Below are 23,290 nucleotides of genomic sequence, written 5' to 3' on the forward strand. Positions count from 1 at the left end.
ACGGTTTGCGTGGAGCGAGCGGCCATTACCAGAAGGGGGATTCCGTGACCGTCGAAGAATCGGCTGAGTCGATTGAGTCGGTTGACGTGACGACGCCCAGGATCACGCCGAAGCCGGACAACATCCAGCCCAGCGCGAGCATTTCCTGGCCGTCCGGAACAGTACGGGCGGGGCGGCCGGTGAGAATCACGGTGAACGCCAATCCCGGCACCGGTTGGACCTGGGACATCAACCACTGGGAACCCGTGGATCTGGTCACCTTCGTCGAGACGGATCTCGTCATTCCGACGGTGGTGAATCTCAGGGACCACCGGGGCGGCGGCACCAGCTATTCCGCGGTCTTCGCGAACGCGGGAAATTACACGATCACGGCGACCGCCATACAGTCCAACGGCACCCAGACACAGGCCCCTTCACGGGTGATCTCGGTGGCCCCGGCGGTCGCTCCGGCCTTCACCTGGGTGACGCCGGCCGACGGCGGCACGGTCGATCTGGGGCCGGGCGGCGGCCAGGCCGAGGTGAAACTGACGGCGGGTACCGACGAGTTCTATCCGCTGACGGTACGGATCGTGCGTGACGGGCTGCCCGCCACGTCGGACCAGTTCGCGGCCGGTACGCAGTTCGTGAAGCCGGTGTCGTTCGGTGCGGCGACGGCGGGGCCCCGGTCGATCTCGGTGACCTGCGCCGACCCGAACGGCCTTTCCTCGACGCAGACCAGGTCACTGGTCGGACGGGACAGCGTGCCGCCGACGGTGACGCTCGCCGCCTTCAGCGACCGCCAGACCGTCAGGTCGCTGCCGTACACGGTCACCCTCACCGGGACGACCAACGGCGCCCAGTCCGGGATCACCGGGGTCGCGTACGCCTTCACCAACGGGCCCTCCGGGCAGGCGCAGGACACCTCGCCCGGCGGGGACCGGTCGGCCTGGCGGGTGCAGGCCGCGCTGTCCGCCACCGGGACCTATCCGTTCCGGATCACCGTCACCAACTCCCGTGGCAGCACCGTCACCACGTCCGGCACCATCACTCTCGTCGCCCAGGGGCCCCCGGTGTTCACCTGGGTGGCTCCGGCCGACGGCGGGGCGGTCGATCTGGGGCCGGCCGGCGGGCAGGTACCCGTGCGGCTGACGTCGGGCAGCGACCAGTTCTACCCGTTCACGGTGAGCATCGCCCACGACGGACTGCCCGCCACGTCCGACCAGTACACGGGCACGCAGTTCGACAAGACGGTCACCTTCGGCCCGACACCCCTGGGCGCCCGGTCGATCTCCGTGACCTGCGCCGACCCGAACGGCCTCTCCTCGACGCAGACCAGGTCACTGGTCGGACGGGACAGCGTGCCGCCCACGGTGACGCTCGCGCCCTTCGAGGCCGGCCAGCCGGTCGACTCGCTGCCCCACACCGTCACCCTCACCGGGACGACCAACGGCGCCCAGTCCGGGATCACGGGAGTCGCGTTCGCGTTCACCAACGGCCCCTCCGGACCGGCCCAGGACACCTCGCCCGGCGGCGACTGGTCGGCCTGGCGGGTGCAGGCACCGCTGGCCACCACCGGGACCTACCCGTTCACGGTCACCGTCACCAACTCCCGGGGCAGCACCGTCTCCACGTCCGGCACCGTCACCCTGCACCTGTAGCCGAGGGGATCACGCACGTGACGTCATTCAGGGACCGGGTGATGCTGGAGCTGGGCGATCCGGCCGCCTTCGGCGCACTGCTGCTGCCCGCCGCCGACACCGAACGCCGACTGGTCCGCACCCTGCTGGCCGCGACGTACGACCTGTCGGCGGTCCGCATCGACCGGGTCCGGGACGTGACGGTCGACGGACTCGACCTGCAGCACCCGCTCTTCGCGACCGGCCGCAAGACCGGCACCTGGACCCGGACGGTCCCCGGCTACGCCCGCACGGAACTCGCCCTGGAGGAGGCGACGGCACGCAATCCGGTCTGGATCGACCTCCTGGCCCGGCTGCGGGTCACGCTGGTCGCGGAGGTCGACCCGGCCGGTGCCGAATCGGTCGTCTCCGAGGCGGCCGACAACTTCACCACCCTGGACGAGTTCCGCCGGCAGTTCCCCTTCATCGACCTGGACGCGTTCATGGCCGAGCACGGCATCGGCACCGTGGAGGAACTGCGCGACGCCTTCCAGTACTTGCTGACGACCGTACGGCTGCGGGCCGCCGCCCCGTTCGATCCGGACGACCCGGAGAACACGTACACCCTGAATGTCACGCTCGCCGCGACGGCGGTCGACCCCTTCGACATCGCCGAGGGACTTCGCGCCGCCCGAATCATCCGGGAGACGAGCGGAGAGGTGATCGGTGGTCCGCCGCGCGCGATTCCGGCGGAATGCACGGCGGCCTATGCGGGCGCCGTCGTATTCGCCGAGGAGGGAATCGGCGGGAGCGGGACAACCGCCGCCGAGGTCCAGCTGCTGTTCGCCCGGGCGGGCGTCGCGGCGCTGTTCCTGAACACGAACTGAGCAACCGAACAACCGAACAACCGAGGAATTGGAGGAGGGACCTATGACCGTCCGCTATGTCCGGGTGAAACCGGTGGTCGATCTGTTCGCGCCGGCCGTTCGCGCGTACGGCAACATCGCCGTCGTCGGCACACTCACCCTGCCCGAGAAGTCGCCGCCGACCGATCCGGCCGAGGTGAACGTCCCGCTCGACTTCACCGACCCGGCCGAGGCCCGCCGACGCGCGCCCGGTGACCTCGGGGAGGCCGTGGCGCTCGCCTTCGCGCAGTCGCCCGGCCCGTCCCTGGTGACGGCCGTGCGGGTGGACGAGGACGACCCGGACTGGACGGCCGCGCTCGACGTCGTCGCCGGACTCGACGTCCAGCTGGTCGTGCTGGCCAACACCCCGCTCGACGAGACCACCGGCCGTGCCGAGGCCCCCGAGGGCGCGTTGGTGAGCCTGGCCAGGCATGTTGCCTCGGTGTCGGAGACCGGCGGCGAGGGCAGGCAGCGGATGGGCGTGGCCATGCTGCCCAAGGACTCCGCGGATCCGAAGCCGGTGAAGGGCATCCTGGCCCACGAGCGCATGGTCTACATCGCCCACCGCAGCGACCAGGACGCGGCGGCGGCCGTGGCCGGCACGATCGCGGGCCACCAGCCGCACATCTCGCTGCTGCTGAAGCCGGTCAACATCACCAGCCCGTCCTTCACCCAGGCCCAGATCGAGGACCTGAACGGCGCGGAGACCTTCGAGTCAGGACCGGCCGGGCACGGCGTCAACTGGCTGACCAGCCCGTCGATCATCCCCGGCGGGGGCGTCTACATGGGGGAGGGCTACACCGGGAACGCGGGCGGCACGAAGTACATCGACGCCGTGCGCACGGTCGACGACCTCAACTTCCGGCTCAACGCCCAGCTCATCAGGACGATCGGCAACGTGCGGATCAGCCGCTCGGGGCTGCGCGCGCTGATCGCCCGGCTGGAGGCGATCCTCGTCCCCGAGGTCCAGAACGACGTACTGAACGGCTTCGAGGTCTTCGTCCCCCTGCTCACCCTCCTGGACAAGGACCCGGCGACGCTCACCCCCGCCGAGGCCGAGCGGATCCACCAGGCCGAGGTGCGGCGGATGGTCCAGATCATGGTCGCCATCCACTACGCCGGTGCCCTGCACCGGCTGTCCATCACGCTGAAGTTCGACTAGGAGAGCACCGATGCCGGACTGGAACACCAGGCTGGAAGTGAAGCTCGGGGACAGCACCATCACCCCGATATCCAGCTTCACCCCGACGTTCAACGTGCCGCACACCGTGCTGCACAGCATCGAGGCGGACAACGTCGGTTTCGTCCGACAGCCGTTCACCTTCACGTTCGTGATGGCGGTGCCGGCCGTCGCCTCGGCGGTCGCCGATCTGACCGAACTGGCTTCGAAGGGCGAGGAGTTCGCGATCGTGGTCGCCGAGAAGAAGGGCACGGACTGGGCGTTCGACTCGATGAAGTTCGCCCGCTGCGTCGTCACCTCGGCCAACCCCAGCAACGTCGTGATCGACGGCGTACCGCAGGCCAGCTTCAGCTGTCTGGCGCTGGACGTCGGGCTGGAGGCGTAGCCGCCGTGGACGCCGAGGACGAGACGGGCGGCTCGTTCGAACTGCCCGGGTTCGCCGCCGGTGGACGGGTGGACCGCACGGGGATCGCGCTGGTCCATGAGGGCGAGTACATCGTGCCCGCGCCGGGCAGCGAGGCGGCCGTCTCACCGGCCGCCACCGGGGCAGGGGCCGACGCCGGGCCGGTGGTCAACTACCACTTCCCGGTCGAGATCCAGGCGGTGGGCTCACTGCCCGAGAGCGAGAGCGCACAGCTGGTCGGCCAGGTGTTCGACCAACTCGGGCGGGAGCTGGCCGGCCGGCTCTGAGGCCCGGCACCGGCCGCAACGACAAGCGCGGGGGGAGACATGGCGACGGCGACGAACGTGCCGGTGCTGGTGGGGCCGGTACCACTGCTCTACGTACAGAGGATGACGGTCGTCGAGGGCTACGAGATCGAACGGATCATGGGCAGCCGGTTCCTCCAGGCGACCCGGCCCACCAAGAAGCAGATCAGTATCGAGGCGCTGCTGATCGGCTCGGACCGGTGGGCGCTGAAGAAGGCGCTGGAGGCCCTGGCGCTGACGTCCAGGGCGCTGGTGGCGACCTCGGCGGCCCTGCTGCCGAACGGCATCCCCGTGGTGTCCGGGCTGACGATCAGCCTGGACATGCAGATCACCGAACTGCACTTCACCCAGAGCGTGGCCAGACGGGACGCCCTGGATGTGTCGGTCGCGCTGATCGAGGTGCCCCGGTCGAGCCTGCTCGCGGTCGTCGGCGAAGTGGCGGACCTCGCCGTGGGCGCCGGGACCGCGCTGCTGCCGGGCTCGGTGGCACCCAACCCGATCGCACGGGCCGTACAGGGCGTGTTCTAGCCGCTCACCGGATCGACACGAGCGGCGGCACCCGCTTCAACACCAACACCAGGACCAGGAAGGAGGCATCCGTGGCGACGCGCGGTTTTCTCAGGTTGCCCATCGACGCCGACGAGGGTTTCCCGCAGGCGTTCCGGCTGGCCGTGTCCGGCCGCAACTACCAGTTCCGGCTGTACGCCAATGTGGCCGAGGACGTCGTCGACAGCGCGCCGTCCGCTCCGCTCGACCTGCCGACCGCGCGGGCGTTCCTGGTGCTGTCGGTGGACCGCGAGGAACCCGGCGGGCCCGTCACGATCCTGCGCCGCAAGCTGGTGCCCGGCGTGGAGTACCTCGCGGCCGAACTCGCCCTGACCTTCCGGACGATGCGGCTGGACCTCCGCAACCTCAACGCGGCGGGCTCCTTCGGCTCCGAGGTGGTCGGCGGGGTGGCACTCGTATGAGCTTCGTCCTGTGGTACCGGATCGAGATCGCCGAGGCCGGCGTGTCCGGCTCGGTGGCCTCCCTGGCCGGGCAGTCCGGTACGGGGCTGCCGCTGAAGGTGTCCAACGACGTCCTGAGCGGTTCCCTGGTCATCGACGCCGACATCACCGTGACGATGACCGACGGCGCGGCGGCGGACACCTTCGAGGTCTGTCTCATCAACCTGCCCGGCCGCGTCACCGAGCTGATCAAGAACACGCACGCCGCCGGGCCCGTCAACGTCACCATCCACCTCGGGTACTTCGACGAGCCGACGACCAGGACGACGACCGCCGGGCAGGTGCTCGTCGGCCGGATCGTCTCCGTGACCGGCAGCGTCGGCGCCGACGGCCTCTCCCGCACCGTGTTGTGCGGCCAGGAGGAGGGCGGCTATCTGCTGCGCAACACGCCGGTCGAACGCGATCGGCGGGTGGGCACCGAGAGCGTCGACCTGGCGAAGTCGCTGGCCGGAGCCGCCGGGGTGCCGCTGGCGGACGGCTCGACCGTCGGCGGTCCGCTGGACTTCACCGTCCGGGCCGGTTCCGCACTGGACGCGCTCGGCGCGCTCGCCGCGCGGGCCGACGTGCCGCTGGTGGTGCGGGACCGCGCGGTCCATCTCGGGGCGGCGGTCGGCGCGTTCACCGATCCGGCGCCCGTCGTGTTCGACCCGGACACCAACCTGGTCGCCCTCAGCAGTTCCACCGCCGAGGACACCGGGGCGCGTCCGGCCTTTCCGCCGAGGGCGGCGGAGAACGACGTACCGGGGGCCGAGCCGGCCGTGCTGCCGCCGGTGCGCACCACGCTCGACCTGACCGTGCTCGGCCATCCCGGGCTGCGGGTCGGCCAGGTGGCCACCACCACCGGCCTGTCCGGCGTGCCGACGGGGCCGCTGCGGCTGTCCCACGTCGTGCACTCCTTCCGCGTCGGCTCCGGCTACACCGCGCAGCTCCGGCTGATCGCGGCCCTGCCCGGCGAACGCGCCGAGGTCCACACCGGCGTACAGGGCGTGGTGGACCGCTGGCGGGACGCCCTGGAGCGCGGTCGCGCCGACCACCCGGCGGTCGATCTGGGCGAGGTGACCGGGTACGCGCCCGGCGCCGAGGGCGGGCATGTCGCCTCGCTGCACTACGGGCAGCGGCCCGGGCCCGGGGTGGCGGCGCCCAGTGTGGCCAGCCCGGTCGACACCGCCGTCGAGCTGAACGACAAGCCGATCGCGTCGGCGTTCGCCTTCCACCGGACGGGGCTGATCACGCCCGTCTACCCGAGGATGCGCGCCGTACTGGCGCACAACCGGGGCGAGGTCGACGACGCGGTCATCACCGGCTTCGTCTGGCCGGACAACCCCGCCCAGGAGCGGCCCGCCAACCGGACGGGCGACCACTGGCTGGCGCTGCCCACCGAACTGGGCGAGGACGGCCTGCCCCGGGGCAAGGGCGCCAACGACCTCACCGACGCGGCCGGGCAGCGGGTCATCCAGGTCGCCGCCCTGCGCGTGCTCGTCGGCACCGACAGCCTGCCCGAGGTCGGCACCCGGCCCGATCCACCCACCGACAACTCGATCACCATCGAACACCAGAGCGGAACGATGATCACAGTGGACTCCGACGGCGCGGTCACGATCAGCACATCGGACCGGCCCATCACCCTGACCAACGGCTCGGTCAGCATGAAGCTCGACGGCACGTCCGTGGCGGTGACCTGATGCCCGCCGTCCTGACCGAGGCCGCCACCCTCCGCTGCCAGCACCAGGGGACCGTGCTCGCACGGGCCGGCCTGCGCGCGCTCACCGTGGACGGATCGCCGGTGCTGCTGGCGGACGACCTGCGGCTCGCCCAGATCGTCGGCTGCCCCCTCTCCACGCCGTGCGTGCGGATCGTGGCGGTCGCCGCCGGGGTCGGCACGACGCTGACCGTGGCGGGCCGGCCCGTGCTGCTGGTCAGCGCCCAGGGGACGACCAACGCGGGCTCGTGGCGGGTGTCCGACCCGGGCCAGACGAAACTGGAGGCGGCATGACCACCTCGTTCGGTCGCGGTCTGCTGCTGGACGACGGCGACCTGGTGGTGACCGGGGGAGCGCTGCGGGAGGTCGAGTCCGTGGCCAACCTCAGCCAGGCGCTGACCCTGCGGCTGCTCACCCCGTTCGGGTCCGACCCGTTCAACACCGGCTACGGCCTGGACATCGGCCGGATCTTCACCCGGCCCGACCCGGTGTCGGTGGCCAGGCAGCTGGTCCAGCTGAACCTGGTCCGCACGCTGGGCACCGATCCGCGGGTCCGGGACGTCCGGGAGGTCGTCTTCGAGGACGGCCCGGACCGGGACCGGCGCGTGTGGACCGTACGGGTCGAACTGGACACGGTGGCGGGCGATCCGCTGACGCTGCTCGTGGACGTGGGGGTGTGAGCGGGGGATGACCGATTTCGGAGTGACCGAGGACGGCTTCGTGCTGAAGCCGGTCGATCGGATCCTGAGCGAGGCGTTCGAGCGGGCCCGGGCCGTCTTCGACGACATCGACCTGACCGCCACCAGCCCGCTGCGCAAGATCCTTGAGGTGACCGCCGCCGAGGACGGCGAACTGTGGAAGCGGATGGAGGACCTGTACTACGGCAACTTCATCTCCACCGCCTTCGGCGACAACCTGGACCTGCTCGGCGAGGACATGGGCCTGGCCAGGCCCGGCCTCCCCGCCACCGGCACGGTACGGATCACCCTGGACGGCGGGGCACCCGGCCGCCGCTACACCGTGCCCGAGGGCACCATCCTGGTCACCGGGGCACCCGTACGGGCCTTCGGTACGACCGCCCCGGTCACCCTGGACGCGGCGGGGCGGACCGCCGCGGTGGACGTAGTCGCCTTCGAACCGGGTCCCGGCGGAAACGTCGCGGCCGGCGCGATCGACGCCGTCGACCCCACCTACCGGTCGGTCTTCCTGGCCGACCTCGGCACCGCCACCCTCACCGTGACCAACCCGCGGGCGACCGTCGGCGGCGACCGCAAGGTCCCCGACGACACCTACCGGGCCCGGCTGGCCGGACTGGCCCGCAACCTGTGGACGGTGGAGTCGGTCGCGCAGGCCGCGCTCGGGGTGAGCGGCGTACTGGACGTGGTGCTGTCCGATCCGCTCGGCGGGGTGGACGTCTCGCAGAGCTACTTCGGCACGTTCGCCTTCGACCAGCGGGCCTTCAGCTCGGAGGCCAGGCGGATCGGCGAACCGTACTTCTTCAACGTCCTGGTGGCCCACGACGCCCGGGCGCCCTGGCGGACCGTCGGGCCCGTCCGGGGCATCTTCGAGCGGGTCACGGCGGCCGTCGACACGGTACGGCCGGTCGGTGTCCACCCGAACATCGTCGAGGCCATCCATGTCGAGGTCGGCGTCCGGGCGAGGGTCGTCGTACAGCCCGGTTCGGACGGGGCGGCCCTGCTGGCCTCGATCCGGCAGCGGCTCGCGACCGACATCGGCAGCCTGCGGCTCGGCGGGGACGTCCTGTACTCGCAGGTGGTGCGGGCCTTCGTGGAACAGCCCGGGGTGGCCGACGTGCAGCAACTGCACCTGCGGCGCGGCCCGGTGGCGTCCGGGCCGACCGCCCTGGGCGCGGTGGCCCGGCAGAGCGTGACCGTGGAGGCACAGGTGGGGGAGAACCTGGTGATGGGACCGACCGAGCTGGCGGTGTTCTCGCCGAGCGGGGACGCCCTGGACATCGCGCTGGTGACGTCATGACGGCGCCGGGGCTCGCCGCCGTCCGGATGAGCGGGCGACTCACGACACCGTTCGCGCGCGGCGCCGACACCCTCGGCCTGCGGCTGTTGCCGGGCGCCGATCCGTCGGCCGCCGAGGTGGCACCGTACGACTTCACCGAGCACCACAGCCGCTTCGGCCGGTCGCCGGAGCCCAGTCATGTGCTGGTCGCGGCACGGGACTTGGCGGTCGACACGACCGTGACGGTGACCTACACCACCCGGCCGGGCGGCCCGCCGGAGACGGTCCGGGCGACCTTCCCGGCCGGGACCGTGACCGGTGCCTCCGTCGCGCTCGCGATACCCGTCTCCGCCGAGATCAGGGTCACCGGGCTGCGGACGGCACCGGCACCGGAGGATCGACGCCCGGACCTGGCCTGGCGGTTGACCGCGCTGCTGGGCACCACGGCGAAGGTGCTGTGGGTCCTCGGCGGTGAACGCGACCAGTTGCGCGGCCAGTTGGCCCGTACGGTCGCCCAGCGCAGGCTGCCAACGGCGACCGGCCGCAGCCTCGACCTGATCGGCGCCGACCTCGGCGTGCCCCGATTCCCGCCGCTGCCCTACGGGTTCGACGCCGGCACCGTCGCGCTCTACCACCTCGACGACGCCCCCGGGAGCGCGGCCGTCCAGGACGTCACCGGCCAGTACCCCGGCCGCGCCGGACATCCGGGCACCCCGACGGCCACGGTGCAGCGCGGGGCGCCCGGCCGGTACGGCGCCGCCTTCGGCTTCCGCGCGGCGGACGCCGTGGTCGACGTGCCGACCGGGACCGCGTTCGACATCGCCGCGAACGGCAGCGCCACCGTGGAGTGCTTCGTCCGGCCCGACGCGGGCGGCGGCGACGGCCAGGTGCTGTTCCGGCACCCCGCGCCGGACGCCACCGGGGCCGGCTGGCTGCTCTCCGTCGGCGAGTTCGGCCGCGGCGTGGCCCGCAACCCACGGCTGCTCGTCAGCGACGGGACCACACCTCCCCTCACCCTGTTCGCCGACCTCAGCCTCCCCACCGACGCCTTCACCCACCTCGCAGGCGTCCTCGACCGCACCGCGGGCGAACTCCGCCTCCACGTCGACGGCGTACTGCGGGCCACCGGCCGACTCGGCGCTCTCGGTGCCGTGGTGAACACCGCGCCGCTGCGGATCGGCCCGGGCGGCAGTGCCTTCCGGGGTGTCATCGACGAGGTACGGATCTCCGCGGTGGCCCGCACCGACTTCGCGCCCGTGCTCGGCGAGGCCGACGAGCACTACCGCAGGCGCCTGAGGCTGTTCCGGCGCTGGGCGCTGCCCACCCCGGCCAACCTCGCGGCGATGCTCAACGAACTCGTCGGCACCATAGGCGGGTTGAGCGACCCGCTGGTCGTCGAGGACACCAACGCCACCCTCGTCCGAGGCACCCGCCCGGTACGCGTCAGGCCGGTCGCACTGCGACCCGGCGAGCACATCGACGCGGCGGGCCGACGCGAGCCGAGCGAGGCGGACGCCGTCGGCACCGCCGAGCAGGAGGAACGGTTCGACCCGGTGTTCCTGCTGCGCTACGACCACCCGGACGTCGACTTCACCGACCCACCCCCCGGCGCCGACCCGCACCTCGTACAGGTCGGCGTCGCCGACACCCTCGACCGCCTGCGCACCCTGCTCTCCGCCGAACCCGGCGCCCCGGGCCGGCTGCGCGTCGGCGCCGCCTACGATCCAGGGGCGAGCGACCTGCGGGCCACCGGACGCGCGGTCCTGCTCGGACACGGCATCATCGCGCCGGGCCGGCTGGCCGCACTCGCCCACCGCGCCGGATTCGCCTTCGTCCACCTGCGCACCGAGGACCGGCCCGACGGCGCCCGGGTGTACGCGGCCCACGCACCCGGTGACTACTTCGCCGTCGACCTCACCCCGCCCCCGGCCGGCCCGACCGACCTCGACGTCGGCCGGACGGCGGCCCTGACCCTGCGCCCGCCACCGCCCGCCGACTCGGTACTGCGCTGGCTGACCGTACCGGCGGGCCCCGGCCGAGCCACGCTCACCACGACCGGCCCGCTCGGCCGCCCGACCTCGGCCACGGCCGTACGGGCCACCGCGCCCGGCGGGCTGATCGTGAAGGCCGAGGTGACCCGGGGCAGGCACACCGTGTCCGCGAGCCGCGCGCTGCGCATCGGCGTGCCCGACCTCCCGGACGGGGACACGATCGCCGCCGACGGCACCCTCGGAGCACCCGCCGACGTGGTGAGCGACCCCGACGAGTTCTTCGACCGGCGGTTCCTGGTACGCCACGACGACCCACGGGTCGACTACGGCGCCGACGCCGACCACCGCCTCATGCAGCCGGCCGTGGCCCGGACCCTGGACGCGCTGCTCGCCGAACTGGACCGGCGGTCCGCCGACGGCCGGCTCACCGTGCGGTCCGCGTTCCGGCCGGACGGCGACGAGTTCGCCGCCCACGGCCGGACCCTGGACCTGGCGCACCCGGCCGTCCCGCCCGGCACCCTCGCCGCACTGGCCCACGCCGTCGGCTTCGGCCAGGTCGAACACGACGGCGCCGCCGTGGTCGTACGACAGGCCCCGGGCGAACTCGTCGTCGTGCACGGCCCGGACGACAGCGCGGCCGACGGCACGGTCGTCGAGGTCGACGAGGGCGAGACGGTGAGCCTGTCGGTGCGGCCCGCGCTGGTCGGCGACGCCGGGACGCCCGGCCCGACCGGCGCCGACCGGGTCCGGCTCGGCTGGGCCACGGGCACCTTCGGCACCGCCCGCGCCACCCTCGGCAACGCCAGGCAGCCGGCCACGGTCCTGCGCGGGGAGTCGGCCGGGGCGGCGTGGGCGCAGGCCAGCTATCTGCTCGGCGACCAGCTCGCCCCGTACACCTTCCGGGTCGGGCTGCGGCCCGAGCTGGACAACCCGGACACGGTGATCTCCAAGGACCAGTACGACCTGATCCTCAACATCCTCAACGCCCTGCACCCGGTGGGCATCGAGGTCGACACCCGGCTCGTCCGGGACCACACCGTCGAGGTGCGCGGCAATCTCGCCGAGGTCAACCCCGACTTCACCTTTCCCAAGTTCCGCATCCGCAGCGTGCTGCCACCGCTACGAGGGGCCGGCACACGAAGGGACAGCACTCGTGGCTGACTTCAGTTACACACCGAAATTCCACCACTTCGCCTGGGTCGACAACGTCGACCGGTGCGAGGCCGGCGGCACCAACGGCTTCAACATCCGGTTCGAGACCATCGAGGGCGACCTGGGCGGCGTGTCCACGGTGGTCGCGCAGATCGGCACCGAACTCGACCGGCTGGCCGCCCGCGTGCCCACCGTGCCGCGCACGGTCACCGTCTCCTTCGCGCCCGCCCTCCAGCCCGTCCCCGGCTCCGGCGCCGTCGGCGCGTGGGCCCTGCAGAACTCGGGCAACGCCGTCGCACCCGCGTCCGCCGCACCCGGCGGGATGCTGCCGCTGGCGCTGCCCGACCGGGTCACGGTGACCTCGCTGCGGGTCTGCGGCCGGGGCGCACCGCCCAGCGGCCAGAACACGACCTTCTTCTTCAACCGGGTCTCGGTCACCGACGGCGGCGTCCAGCGGATCGTCAGCTTCGACACCGGCACCGTGCCGCTCAACACCGAGGTGCCGCTGCCCCCGTCCCAGCTCACCGTCGTCGACCTGGCGAACTACCGCTACGTGATCTCGGCGAACAGCGGAGTGGCCACCGCCGACCCGGTCACCTTGGTCTCCTTCCAGTTCACCTACACCAACCCCTGAGGGAACCCCCATGCCGACCAAGACCCCGAAGGCCGCCGCCCCGCCGAAGGGCAGGCCGCCCTCGGTGAGCATCGAGCCGCCGCCCGGGCCCGTCACCGCCCGGACCCCCGTGCCGATCACGGTGAAGGCCGACGCGGGCCTCCGCTGGAAGTGGCTCCCCCAGGACCAGAGCTGGGACGAGGATGACGCCGTCACGTACACGGAGACCCTGGTGGACATCCCGGACGTCGAGTCGATCAGGGACAGCACGGGAGGCGGCGGCACGTACTCCGTCGTGTTCCCGCGCCCCGGCGGTTACACGGTCTCGGCGACCGGCCTGACCGCCGACGGGACGCGGGTCGAGGCGGACCCGGTGACCGTCCACGTGTCCGCCGCGGGCCCGCCCGTCTTCACCTGGGTGGCGCCCGCCGACGGCGCCCTGGTCGAACTGGCCCCCGACGGCGGCTCGTTGGAGGTGGTGCTGACCACGACGGACGACCAGTTCTATCCGCTGACGGTCGACATCACCCAGGACGGCCTGACCACGACCCAGCAGCACAGCGGGCCCGAGTACCGCAAGACGGTCACCCTCGCCCCGGCACCGCTGGGCGCCAGGCAGATCACCGTCAGGTGCACCGACCCGGACGGCGGCACGTCGACCCAGACCCGTTCGGTCGTCGGCCACGACGGCGCACCGCCGACGGTCACCCTCGACGCCTTCGACAGCGAGGTGACCGTCACCTCGCTGCCCTGGCAGGTGACGCTGACGGGCACGACCCCGGGCGCGTCGTCGGGGGTCACCGGAGTGCGGTACACGGTCGTGGACGGACCCGAGGGCGACGCCCGGAACACCGCCGCCGACGGCGACTGGTCGACCTGGCGGGCCGAGATCCCGCTGCCCACCACCGGCACGTTCGACGTGACGATCACCGCCACGGACTCCCGGGCCGGAACGGCGTCCGCGTCCGCCACGATCACGCTGCACCTGTGACCCGTACCGACCGACTCACTGTCCTGGAGGCGGTGACATGCCGATCGACTGCCACGTCCCGATCGCCGTCCGGATGGTCGGCGAACCGACCCCGGCCCAACTGGAGCAACTGGGACGGGCGTTGGCCCGCACGGTCGCCGCACGGGTGGCGCAGGCCGAGCGGGTGCTGGCCGAACGGCACCACTTCGGGACCGGCACCCCGCCACCCGTACGGGAGCGGTACGAGCCTGCCAGGGACGCGGCGAACGACCGGGCCACGCGCGTCCCGAGCTACGACGACGGCGGCCGACCCGTGACCGTCCCCGTACACCCGCCGGGCCCCGTCCGGGCGGACGCCGGGCTGCGGTTCGAGGACCGGCTCCTGCTGGAGGCGAGCGTGTTCCTCCGCATCGGCCCCCGTGAACTGGCCCGGCTGCGGCGGGTGGTGGACTGGTACGCCGACACCGTGAACTACCGGGCGTTCACCGAGGCACTGCGGCGCGACGGCCTCGAATCCTTCTTCCTGGCACTGCGGCCACGGTCGGCCTGGGACACCAGACCGAGCCCTTCGGCCGGCCTGAGCGCCGACACGATCCGGATGATCTACGGGCCCGTCCCCGAGGACCCCGACCACTGGACGTCGCTCACCTTCGAGGAACGGCGCGCTCCCATCGAGGTCGGCGACCGCACCCATCTGACGGTGCGGGACCGGACCGAGGTGATCGACGGCGTCGGCGACCAGGGCAGCAGGCGCGTCGTCGTCCAGGACCGCAGCTGGGAGATGACCCCCGACGCGCTGCGCGCTTTCCTCGTGAGCATGGCCGGCGGGCAGCTGACGGCGTTCGAGGAGAAGCTCGTGGCGAACTGGAACACCCTGCGCCCGGTCCCGCAGTTCGACGGCCCCCGCATCGTCGGCTACTACCTGGTCTCCGGCGGCAGCGGTATGCGCGAGCACCGCGTCCATGACCCGGACGGCAACGTCGCCGCCTACTGGACGAGCGAGGCGGCCCTGGTCAACGAGGGGCTCGGCCCGATCGAGTACGTCCTGCTGGGCCGGGCCGCCCTCCAGATCGGCAGCCTGGCGCTGCGGGCCGGGGCCAGGCTCGTGGTGTCCGGCATGAGCAGCGCGTACGCCCGCAACACCCTGCTCGCGCTGCGCCTCGCCACGCGCCGCCTGGGCCGCCCGCTCGGCGCGACGATGGAGGGCACCGAGATCGGGCTCGGCGTACCGGGAATCGGCGCCGGACGACCCGTACCGGCCCTCGTGTCCCGGGAGACGGCCGCGATCGACCCGGTACCGCCCCGGGGAACACCGTCCGGCACGGTCGGCCGGGTCACGCCGTCGGCGCCGGTCCGGGGCGGTGCGTCCGGTGCGGGTGAGGCGACGCCGGGGGTGGTCCGGCGGGGTGGCACGGCACCGGCCGCCACACCCCGGGCGGCGACGGCCACGGGCGCTCCCCGGGCCGCCGCACCTCGTGCCGCCACGCGTGGAGCAACCGGTGCCCAGGCCGCCCGTGCCACCGCCCGGGTCGTCGCGGTGACCACGGTCGACGGGTCGGGCGTACGGCGGGTCACCGGCGGCCCCGGAGCGGTCGCGCCCGGGTTCAGGGGCCGCGAGGAGGCGGCGCGGGTGGTGACGAGCCGGGGCACTTCCACGGAGGCGCAGGTGATGGGGGAGCGCGGCATGCACGTCGAGGACACACCGAACCGCACCGACGCCCGCCGCCGCCCGGCAGCCACCCCCACTCCCACCTCTGCGTCCGCTGCGTCGAGGTCGGCAGCCGTGCCGTTCGCGGACCGGGTCCACGTGGGCGATCTGGAGAACGGGCTGCCGACCGGCACCATGGGCGAACTCACCCCGGCCGACCTGAACACCGGCACCTCCTCGGCGCACGACGTCAACCCCGTCGGACAGCAGCCGGAAGGCGTGGCCAGGTACGGCGCCCGCAAGGGGCACCTCCTCGCCAACGTGATGGGCGGTTCGGGCCGCGACCTCGGCAACCTCGCCTGGATGCACGTACTGGTCAACAACTCCTCCTTCAAGACCGCCTTCGAGAACCCGGTCATCCGGGCACTGAGGGCCGGGCACAACGTCCGCTTCGGGGTGCGCCCCAAGTTCCGTGGCCGCGAAGTGGCGCCGTACGAGGTCGAGGTCTGGGCGACGACCTCGGCGGGGCAGGTCGTCGTCCCGGTGCGGAACATCCGCACGCCCGGCCTGAGCGACCTGTCCCACAACCCCGCCGACTGACCGCACCGACGTACAGAACGCGGAACGCAGAACGGCACGGAGAAGGAGACCGCAATGCAGCGCCAGTACCACCTCCCCGACACCGCCGCCGGGGCCCACGCCCTGTCCGACAGCATGTCCCGGCAGACCGGACGGCAGCTCGTCGCGACGGTACTGGCCAGTGTCGTACGAGGGGTTCGCACCGCTGCTCCCGACCAGGCGGGCATGCCCACGGACCCCGCTCGGCGGCCCACCGGGGAACCGTTCGCCGGTCCGGGCGCGGGCGGCCGGTACGCCGTGCCCAGCTACGACGACGACGGCAACCCGGTGCACGTCGAACTGCGCCCGCAGGTGCCCGGCGACCCGGGCCAGGGGGCAGGAGCCTTCCCGGTCGACGACGGGCTGCTCGGCAACCCGGACGTCGAGGAGATCCGCAACTCACCCCAGATGCACCGCTACTTCGCCCTGCGCGCCACCTACCGACGCCTCCACCCGAACCGCCGACTGCCGGACTTCGCCCCACTGCGCCTGCACCAACTCCCCGCGCTGACCCGGGCGTACGGCCAGCTTCAGCAGCTCTCCGAGCTGGACTGGACCCTGTTGGAGCAGCAGAGCGACCCCGACGCCCCGCCGCCCGGCGACTGGGAGCGGGCGGGGGAGCGGCTCGACAGCTTCCTGAACAGTCCCGAGCGAGCCAGGGCCGTACGGGACGCGGCGGCGCGGGACGCGGCCATCGACGCGGCGCACGCGCGGGTCGACCCCGGGCGGGAGGCCCGGGCCATCGGGCGGCTCACCGGACTGGAGAAGGTCTACGAGAGCGTCAAGTTCTACGAGGGCCTCCCGAACGACCGCCCCTCCAGGGAGGGTTTCGACACGACGCGGAAGCAGGACGCGAAGGACGCCATGCTGCGCGCTCTGAACAGGGCGGACTTCGCCACCCTCGACGCCTTCGACACCGCCGTCCGCGCGCTGCGCGAGGTCGTGCGGGAGCGGGCGGTCAACATCGCGCTCGCCACCATGAAGCAGAGCGAGCGGGTGCTCCGGGCGGAACTCCACCGCTACCGGGAGCCCGGAGCGCTCGTGACGCTGGCCGGCGAACTCGCGGCGCTGCGCCGCCCGCCCGCACCGACCGAGGACGCCGTACTGAAACTCCTCGGCGACTATCCGATCCTGCGCGACCCGGTGGCGCTGCGGGGCGCGTTGGCGGTCGAGGTGCCCGAACTCCTCGGCGACCTGCTGCGGCAGAACGCCCAGGCCCAGCTCGGCAACATCGACGGTGTGCGGGCCACCCTGGGCGAGGACCGTACGGAGGTCTTCGGCCTCGACCACGTCATCGACGAGACGCTAGAGCAGCTGGGGCTGCCCGCGAACTCCGTACAGGCGCGGCTCATCCGGGACCGGCGGGGCGCCCCGGGACACCCCGTGCGGGCGGCGGTCGACCTGCTGCTGCTCTTCCTCAGCTTCGCCGGGGGACCGCTGGCGGCCGTGGGCCACGCGGCACGCGCGGTCATCCTCGCGCTGCAGATCCATGACGTGGTGAAACTGGAGGGGCAGGAGCGGCGGCAACGGGCACAGTCTCACGCCGGTACGCCGCTGGCCACCACCCCGCTTCCCAGGGGGCACGGATGGGAGTTGTTCGCGCTGTTCGCCTCGCTGGGCGGTGCGGTGCCCGGCGCTCCCCGGACCCTGCTCCCGGGCGGAGCGCGGCTCCCGCAGGCGATGCGGCTCTCGCACGAACTCCGGCTCTCGGCGCGGGCCGACGAGCTGCTGGCGACGGGCGCCGTACGTCAGGGGCGACCCTGGGGATTCCTGCCCGGGACCCGGTTCGCCGAGGCCGGTCCCGGTCAAGTGGCCATCTGGCACCCGGACTTCCCCGACGAGGTGTTCCGCCTCGACACCACCGGACTCACCCGCTTCAGCAAGGCCAACGGCATCGTCGAACAGACTGGGCACTGGCCGCTGGGGAGCGTGGACGCCGCCGCCGCTGCCGCGCCCGCGACCAGGGGAGCCGTCGTACGACCTGGGACCCGTGCGCTCCCCGCGCCGCCCGTTCCAGTGACGCCTCCCTCCTCAGCCGTACGGCCTGGACTCGGTTCGCTCGGCGCCATGTCCCGGCTGGCACCGGCGACGCACGCGGCCGAAGTACGGCTGCGGGCGGTCGTGCAGCGGCTGGCGGAGCGCACGGAGAAGGCCGCCGACGGCTTCCGGGGGTTCGCCGACGGCGAGCGCAAGCGGGTGCTCCTCGGGCGGGCCGAGGCCCTGGCCGGGCGCCTGCGCTCGTACGACCAGCGGCTCACCGTCGGTCTGTCCGGCTACCGCAAGGGCTGGACGGAGCCCGCGATGGACGAGGAGGTCCGTCAGGCGATCGGCTGGGTCGAACGGAGGCTGCACAGCGCCACGAACCAGGTCCGGAGGCTGGAGTTGCAGGTGCCGCCGGTGCCGTTCCCGACCGCCGCCCGCCAGGCCGTGATCGACCAGTACGTACGCGAACTCGCCGCCCTGCGCGACCTGCAGACCCGCGTCGTGCGGGGCGAGACGTCCGCCCTCGCCCTGCGCGACGAGGTCCGTGACCGGCTGATCGGGCTGGAGCGGCGGGCCGCGCGCCACGCGCCGGGCGAGGAGACCCTGCTGTTCGACCTGGAGTCGCTCGCCCGCGAACGGCGCCGGCTGCTCACCAAGGACGGCCTGCACGCCACCGTCGCGGGCCGCCGCACCGGCCTGCCGACCGCCGCCACCGTTCTGCCGGGCGCGCTCGCGAATCGGTCGTACGCCGAGATCGCCGCCGGGATCGGTAGGCCGCCGAAGATCGAGCTGCGGCAAGGGGCCAGGCAGCCGCACGCCCCTCGGACGGACGTGGGCGGTGCCGTGACGCTCACCTGGGCGTTCAAGGACGGCAGCGTCATCCGCATCGACGTCCCGGGGCCCGGCAGAAGGCCGTTCGCCAGCGGCAGCGAGCCCCACGTCGCCCGGATCGGCCCCGACCACGTCCACTACGACGACCAGGGCATCGCCGTACCGACCGGCTCGACGCCCGCCCACATCCCCCTGCGGGTCGCCGGACGGTCGGACCCCCTGTACGGCGCGATCGAGGCCGCCCGCAACGCGGCGACCGGCAGCAGATGAGAACCGGCCGACGGTTCCCGGCGACGAGGCCGGGAACCGCCGACCGGGGTTCCGCCAGAAGGTCCTGACGTAACGTCAGATGTGGGTTGTGAGGCGTCAGTTGTCCGGTGTCAGACAGCGGCGCCGGACGACAGGACGGGCGACGGCAGGACCGCCGACGGCTGAACGGGCCCTGGCTGAACGGACGACGGGCGTCCGGCTCGGCTCAGCGCGGCGTCGTGCTGAAGTACCTGCCGATGGATCTCGACAAGTCCCGGAGACGGCTCGACCCCGTGGTCCTCGATCAGCACGGCCCGCGCGAGCTGGAATGCGGACAACGCCTCGGCCTGCCTGCCCGAGCGGTACAGCGCGGTCATCAACTGCCCCCACAGCACCTCGCGCGTGGGATGGACCCGGACCAGCCCCTCCAACTCGACGGCCACCTGGGCGTCGAGCCCCATGACCAGCGCGGCCTCGATCCGGGCCTCGATCGCCGACATCCGGGCCCGCTCCAGCCGGGTCGCCTCCGCCGTGATCGCCTGATGGTGGTCGAACTCGGCGAACGCGTCACCGCGCCACAGCCCGAGCGCGCTCGTCAGCCGCTGCGCGGCGAGCTGCGGCTGCCGCGCGGCCAGCGCCTGCCGTCCCGCCGCCGCCAGCCGTTCGAACCGTACGGCGTCGACCACGTGCGGATCGACGCGCAGCTGGTAGCCCGGCGGCCGGGTGACCAGCAGCCCCTCCGCACCGGCGGCGCCGCGCAGAGCGGTACGCAGCCTCGACACATAGGTGCGGACCGTCCGGTACGCGTCCGCGGGCGGACACGCTCCCCACAGCTCCGCCGCCAGCGCCCCCACGCTCACGGTCCGGCCCGGTACGACCGCCAACCGGGCGAGCACGCACCGCAGTTGGGGACCGCCGAGGTCCACTGACCGGCCGTCGACGATGGTCTCGAACGGTCCCAGCACACGTAATTCCAGTACAGCCGTCTCCGATGTCACGTTCGCCCCCGCGATGGACAAGATGTTGAATTCGGGTCGACAGCGTGGCACGCGGCAGGTCCCCTGTCGCGTCCTGTTCCGCTCAGCGGACCGGGGCACGACAGGGGCACGACCAGGGCCTTCGCAAGGACGCGAACGCGGCCACGGACATGGACACGGAACGGGAGCGTGGCGAGTGACCACCGACGAACGCACAGGACCACCCAGCTTCGGCAGCGAACGCGAGACGCTGCGGGCGTTCCTCGACTACCACCGCGCGACCCTCGCCATGAAGTGCGCGGGGCTCACCGACGAGCAGCTGAGACAGCGCTCGATGCCACCGTCCACGCTGTCCCTGCTCGGCCTCGTACGACACCTGGCGGAGGTCGAACGCGCCTGGTTCCGCCGGGTGTTCGAGGAGAACGACGCGCCCATGGTCTGGTCGGACGAAATCGACTTCCAGGCCGCGTACGACGCGAGCGCCTCTACCCGCGAGGAAGCCTTCACGGCCTGGGAGGCCGAGGTCGAGAACTCCCGCCGGATCGAACGGGAGGCCGACTCCCTGGACCTGGTCGGCCATCAACCGCGCTGGGAGGAGGACGTGTCCCTGCGGATGGTGATGGTCCACGTCCTCCTGGAGTACGGCCGCCACAACGGCCACGCGGACTTCCTGCGCGAGGGCGTCGACGGGACGGTGGGCGCCTGACCTCCTACGTGACCTGCTGCCGGCGCACCATCTCGGCGATCCACGCCGGTGCGAACGGCGAAGTGCAGCCCGGCGAGGTCGGGTAGTTCTTGAGCACCTCCAGGCGTTCGCCGATGGCGACGGCCCGGGCGCGGAGTTCGGCGTGCTCGATGCCGATCTGGGCCAGACAGTGGTTCATCGCCCACTGCAGCCGCTCCGGGGCGTCCCGCATCTCCGCCTCGATCGTGTCGAGCAGCCCCGGGAGATCGAGCCCCTCGGGCCGCTTCGCGACGCGGTCGGTGGTCAGGGCCCAGCCCGCGCTCGCGACCACGGGGTCCGGGTCGGCGAACCAGGCGACGCGCAGTTCCTCGGTGTGCGGGTTCTTCTTCACCACGTAGTTCACGAGCCAGTCGTGCACCTTGGGCGCACGCGCCTGCCGCAGCATGGCGTCCAGTTCGTCCCGCTCGAAGGCCTTCGGCCGGCAGATCAGCAGCGCCAGCAGCCGGGCCGCCGTGTCGTCCGTCGCCCACAGCTCCCGCGCGAGTTCCTGTTGCGTCTTGAGCCGCTTCGCGACCGCGCGCAGCCTGGTGAGTTTCACCCCGTGGTCGTCACCGTGCTTCTCGTTCACCGCGCGCGCCTTGGGGTCCTCCAGCGCGGCCAGTTCGGCCATCACCTCGGCCAACGCCGTATCGGTCACCGCAGCCTCCTGTACGTCCCGTGCGGGACCGCAGCCTACGACGGGAACGGGAGGCCGGTGAGGGGTGCGGTGAGCGTTGTCGGTGCCGGCGTCTAGGCTCCCGTCCATGAGTGAGGCACAAAGGGACGCCGGTCGTCGGATCGTCGACGGGCGTTTCGAGCTGGAGGCCCGTCTCGGCGGCGGCGGGATGGGCACCGTATGGCGCGCGAGGGACGTGGTGCTGCACAGGCTGGTGGCGGTCAAGGAGGTCCGCCCGCCGGACCGCGACCTCGCCGAGTACGACCCCGAGGGCGCCCGCATGCTGCGCGAGCGGGTGCTGCGCGAGGCCAGGGCCCTGGCCCGGATCGACCATCCGAACGTCGTCACCATCCACCACATCGTCGACGGCGGCGAGGGCACCTACCCGTGGATCGTGATGGAACTGGTCAGCGGCGGCTCGCTCGCCGACCGGCTGGCCCAGGGCCCCATGCGGCCCGACGAGGCGGCCCGCACCGGGCGCGGAGTCCTGGCCGCGCTGATCGCCGCCCACGACGCCGGGATCCAGCACCGGGACATCAAACCCGCCAACGTGCTGCTACGGCCGGACGGGCGCCCGGTGCTCACCGACTTCGGCATCGCCGCGATCCGCGAGGCGACCGGCCTCACCGCCACGGGCTCCATCATCGGCACCCCCGACTTCATGGCGCCGGAGCGCATATCCGGCCACGAGGGCGGCGCCGCCTCCGACCTGTGGTCGCTCGCGATGATGCTGTACACCGCCGTGGAGGGTCACCATCCGCTGCGCCGGGCCACCACCCTGGCCACCCTCGCCGCCGTACTCCACGACGACGTTCCGCCGCCCACCAGGGCCGGTGCCCTGGCCCACGTCCTGATGGGTGTGCTCGTACGGGACCCGGCGGCGCGGCCGTCCGCCGCCGTGCTGGACCGGCAGCTGGCCGCGGTCGAATCGGCGGCCCCCGCCCAGCCGACGGCCGCCTGGCACGAGCCCACCTCCTACCCGCTGACCCCGCCGTACGCCGCCGCGCCGCCCTCGGACCCGCGGACCGTCGGTGGGTTCGGGCCGCCGCCGGTCCTACCCGGGCCGGGAGCGCACACGCCTCAGCCGGTGACCGCGCCCGCGGCGGTACGGCCACGCGGGCGGGCGTCCGTCCCGAGGGTCCTGTGGGGTGTTTCGGGAGCCTCGCTCACCGCCGTCCTGCTGTGGTGGCTGCTGCCGCTCGGCGGCGACTCGGGTGACGCGGCATCGGGCTCCCCGACGTCCACCTCGTCATCGCCGTCGTCATCGTCCGGGCGGTCGACGGTGTCCGACACCACCGCGTCCCCGGACAGCCGGGAGGCCGAGACCGGCACGCTGCTCACCCCGGACGGCATCCGCTCCGCCATCAAGGCGCTGAAGAAGGAGAGCGGACGGGACAGGTTCGGCTCCTTCACCGTGTACCCGGACTTCGTGACCACCCAGATGATGGTCAACGGCAGCGACACCAAGTACGACTCCTACACCTACCGCCTGGGCAGGGGCGTGGAGAAGGGCATCATCGGCGGCACCCTGTTCTCCGGTGACCAGCCGGTCGACCTCGACATCTTCGACTGGGACAGGATCCCGGCGCTTCTCGCGGAGGCCGACAAGAAGCTGAACGTCGCCGAACCGGAGAACCGCTACGTGATGGTGCGCCAGCCCAACGACCAGCGCGACACCCCGGCCGGGCTGGCCGTCTACCTCACGGACAAGTACGGCGGCGGCTTCCTGGAGGCGGACGCCAAGGGCCGGGTGACCGAGGTGACGCCCGCCGCCGACTGACCCCTCGGGG

At 72.7% G+C, this 23,290-nt stretch carries 21 protein-coding genes; 18 read left to right on the forward strand and 3 right to left on the reverse strand.

Annotated features, from left to right (window positions below; all coding sequences use genetic code 11):
* Positions 1-25 precede the first annotated feature (25 nt).
* The gene (locus CW359_RS45160) at positions 26-202 is read right to left on the reverse strand and encodes a hypothetical protein (RefSeq protein WP_157968504.1); all 177 of its coding nucleotides are present in this window, start codon (positions 200-202) and stop codon (positions 26-28) included.
* On the opposite strand from CW359_RS45160, the gene CW359_RS07780 reads away from it, so the two are divergent.
* The 16 genes from CW359_RS07780 (at position 192) to CW359_RS07855 (ending at position 19,144) form a co-directional block, all read left to right on the forward strand.
* Positions 192-1,637: a hypothetical protein gene (locus CW359_RS07780; protein ID WP_105969033.1), complete on the forward strand. Its 1,446-nt coding sequence runs from the start codon at positions 192-194 to the stop codon at positions 1,635-1,637. The genes CW359_RS45160 and CW359_RS07780 overlap by 11 nt on opposite strands.
* A gap of 17 nt (positions 1,638-1,654) precedes the next feature.
* Positions 1,655-2,482, forward strand: coding sequence for a hypothetical protein (locus CW359_RS07785; protein ID WP_157968505.1), 828 nt, complete (start codon positions 1,655-1,657; stop codon positions 2,480-2,482).
* A gap of 43 nt (positions 2,483-2,525) precedes the next feature.
* A complete protein-coding gene (locus tag CW359_RS07790) occupies positions 2,526-3,662 on the forward strand; it encodes a hypothetical protein (protein ID WP_198655128.1) in 1,137 nt (378 codons plus the stop codon).
* Between the two features lie 10 nt (positions 3,663-3,672).
* Positions 3,673-4,065 (forward strand): hypothetical protein, encoded by a 393-nt coding sequence (locus CW359_RS07795; protein ID WP_105969035.1) that lies wholly within the window; start codon positions 3,673-3,675, stop codon positions 4,063-4,065.
* A gap of 5 nt (positions 4,066-4,070) precedes the next feature.
* Positions 4,071-4,370: a hypothetical protein gene (locus CW359_RS07800; protein WP_105969036.1), complete on the forward strand. Its 300-nt coding sequence runs from the start codon at positions 4,071-4,073 to the stop codon at positions 4,368-4,370.
* Between the two features lie 39 nt (positions 4,371-4,409).
* Positions 4,410-4,916, forward strand: a complete 507-nt coding sequence (locus tag CW359_RS07805; RefSeq protein WP_105969037.1) for a hypothetical protein — start codon at positions 4,410-4,412, stop codon at positions 4,914-4,916.
* Positions 4,917-4,987: 71 nt separating this feature from the next.
* Positions 4,988-5,356, forward strand: a complete 369-nt coding sequence (locus CW359_RS07810; RefSeq protein WP_157968506.1) for a hypothetical protein — start codon at positions 4,988-4,990, stop codon at positions 5,354-5,356.
* A complete protein-coding gene (locus tag CW359_RS07815; RefSeq protein ID WP_105969039.1) occupies positions 5,353-7,077 on the forward strand; it encodes a hypothetical protein in 1,725 nt (574 codons plus the stop codon). Before CW359_RS07810 ends, CW359_RS07815 begins: the two co-directional genes overlap by 4 nt.
* Positions 7,077-7,388: a hypothetical protein gene (locus CW359_RS45165; protein WP_105969040.1), complete on the forward strand. Its 312-nt coding sequence runs from the start codon at positions 7,077-7,079 to the stop codon at positions 7,386-7,388. Before CW359_RS07815 ends, CW359_RS45165 begins: the two co-directional genes overlap by 1 nt.
* Positions 7,385-7,774 (forward strand): GPW/gp25 family protein, encoded by a 390-nt coding sequence (locus tag CW359_RS07825; RefSeq protein ID WP_105969041.1) that lies wholly within the window; start codon positions 7,385-7,387, stop codon positions 7,772-7,774. The genes CW359_RS45165 and CW359_RS07825 overlap by 4 nt, the downstream gene beginning before the upstream one ends.
* Before the next feature lie 7 nt (positions 7,775-7,781).
* Positions 7,782-9,089: a baseplate J/gp47 family protein gene (locus CW359_RS07830; protein ID WP_105969042.1), complete on the forward strand. Its 1,308-nt coding sequence runs from the start codon at positions 7,782-7,784 to the stop codon at positions 9,087-9,089.
* Entirely contained in the window at positions 9,086-12,220 is a 3,135-nt protein-coding gene (locus tag CW359_RS07835) for a LamG domain-containing protein (protein ID WP_105969043.1), read from the forward strand. The genes CW359_RS07830 and CW359_RS07835 overlap by 4 nt, the downstream gene beginning before the upstream one ends.
* A complete protein-coding gene (locus tag CW359_RS07840) occupies positions 12,213-12,845 on the forward strand; it encodes a hypothetical protein (protein WP_105969044.1) in 633 nt (210 codons plus the stop codon). The genes CW359_RS07835 and CW359_RS07840 overlap by 8 nt, the downstream gene beginning before the upstream one ends.
* Before the next feature lie 10 nt (positions 12,846-12,855).
* Complete coding sequence (locus CW359_RS07845; RefSeq protein ID WP_105969045.1) at positions 12,856-13,815, forward strand: hypothetical protein; 960 nt, start codon at positions 12,856-12,858, stop codon at positions 13,813-13,815.
* Positions 13,816-13,852: 37 nt separating this feature from the next.
* Positions 13,853-16,042: a DNA/RNA non-specific endonuclease gene (locus tag CW359_RS07850; protein WP_105969046.1), complete on the forward strand. Its 2,190-nt coding sequence runs from the start codon at positions 13,853-13,855 to the stop codon at positions 16,040-16,042.
* A 54-nt stretch (positions 16,043-16,096) separates the two neighbouring features.
* Entirely contained in the window at positions 16,097-19,144 is a 3,048-nt protein-coding gene (locus CW359_RS07855) for a hypothetical protein (RefSeq protein ID WP_105969047.1), read from the forward strand.
* A 110-nt stretch (positions 19,145-19,254) separates the two neighbouring features.
* Here the strand turns inward: CW359_RS07855 and CW359_RS07860 are convergent, their stop codons facing one another.
* Positions 19,255-20,088: an AfsR/SARP family transcriptional regulator gene (locus tag CW359_RS07860; protein WP_157968507.1), complete on the reverse strand. Its 834-nt coding sequence runs from the start codon at positions 20,086-20,088 to the stop codon at positions 19,255-19,257.
* Positions 20,089-20,296: 208 nt separating this feature from the next.
* Here CW359_RS07860 and CW359_RS07865 point away from each other — a divergent pair, with 208 nt between their 5' ends.
* Positions 20,297-20,806: a DinB family protein gene (locus CW359_RS07865; protein ID WP_105969049.1), complete on the forward strand. Its 510-nt coding sequence runs from the start codon at positions 20,297-20,299 to the stop codon at positions 20,804-20,806.
* Between the two features lie 4 nt (positions 20,807-20,810).
* Here the strand turns inward: CW359_RS07865 and CW359_RS07870 are convergent, their stop codons facing one another.
* Positions 20,811-21,455: a DNA alkylation repair protein gene (locus CW359_RS07870; protein ID WP_105969257.1), complete on the reverse strand. Its 645-nt coding sequence runs from the start codon at positions 21,453-21,455 to the stop codon at positions 20,811-20,813.
* Positions 21,456-21,588: 133 nt separating this feature from the next.
* Here CW359_RS07870 and CW359_RS07875 point away from each other — a divergent pair, with 133 nt between their 5' ends.
* Positions 21,589-23,280: a serine/threonine-protein kinase gene (locus CW359_RS07875; RefSeq protein ID WP_105969050.1), complete on the forward strand. Its 1,692-nt coding sequence runs from the start codon at positions 21,589-21,591 to the stop codon at positions 23,278-23,280.
* Positions 23,281-23,290: the final 10 nt, after the last annotated feature.

Origin of the sequence: Streptomyces geranii (assembly GCF_002954775.1) — a bacterium.
GTDB lineage: Bacteria > Actinomycetota > Actinomycetes > Streptomycetales > Streptomycetaceae > Streptomyces > Streptomyces geranii.

What these genes read in the sequence shown, in the direction of transcription:
- CW359_RS07795 (WP_105969035.1), top strand. Translation starts at nt 3,673, where the DNA reads ATGCCGGACTGGAACACCAGGCTGGAAGTGAAGCTCGGGGACAGCACC.
- CW359_RS07830 (WP_105969042.1), top strand. Translation starts at nt 7,782, where the DNA reads ATGACCGATTTCGGAGTGACCGAGGACGGCTTCGTGCTGAAGCCGGTC.
- CW359_RS45165 (WP_105969040.1), top strand. Translation starts at nt 7,077, where the DNA reads ATGCCCGCCGTCCTGACCGAGGCCGCCACCCTCCGCTGCCAGCACCAG.
- CW359_RS07845 (WP_105969045.1), top strand. Translation starts at nt 12,856, where the DNA reads ATGCCGACCAAGACCCCGAAGGCCGCCGCCCCGCCGAAGGGCAGGCCG.
- CW359_RS07850 (WP_105969046.1), top strand. Translation starts at nt 13,853, where the DNA reads ATGCCGATCGACTGCCACGTCCCGATCGCCGTCCGGATGGTCGGCGAA.
- CW359_RS07825 (WP_105969041.1), top strand. Translation starts at nt 7,385, where the DNA reads ATGACCACCTCGTTCGGTCGCGGTCTGCTGCTGGACGACGGCGACCTG.
- CW359_RS07855 (WP_105969047.1), top strand. Translation starts at nt 16,097, where the DNA reads ATGCAGCGCCAGTACCACCTCCCCGACACCGCCGCCGGGGCCCACGCC.
- CW359_RS07835 (WP_105969043.1), top strand. Translation starts at nt 9,086, where the DNA reads ATGACGGCGCCGGGGCTCGCCGCCGTCCGGATGAGCGGGCGACTCACG.
- CW359_RS07805 (WP_105969037.1), top strand. Translation starts at nt 4,410, where the DNA reads ATGGCGACGGCGACGAACGTGCCGGTGCTGGTGGGGCCGGTACCACTG.
- CW359_RS07875 (WP_105969050.1), top strand. Translation starts at nt 21,589, where the DNA reads ATGAGTGAGGCACAAAGGGACGCCGGTCGTCGGATCGTCGACGGGCGT.
- CW359_RS07815 (WP_105969039.1), top strand. Translation starts at nt 5,353, where the DNA reads ATGAGCTTCGTCCTGTGGTACCGGATCGAGATCGCCGAGGCCGGCGTG.
- CW359_RS07790 (WP_198655128.1), top strand. Translation starts at nt 2,526, where the DNA reads ATGACCGTCCGCTATGTCCGGGTGAAACCGGTGGTCGATCTGTTCGCG.
- CW359_RS07870 (WP_105969257.1), bottom strand. Translation starts at nt 21,455, where the DNA reads ATGGCCGAACTGGCCGCGCTGGAGGACCCCAAGGCGCGCGCGGTGAAC.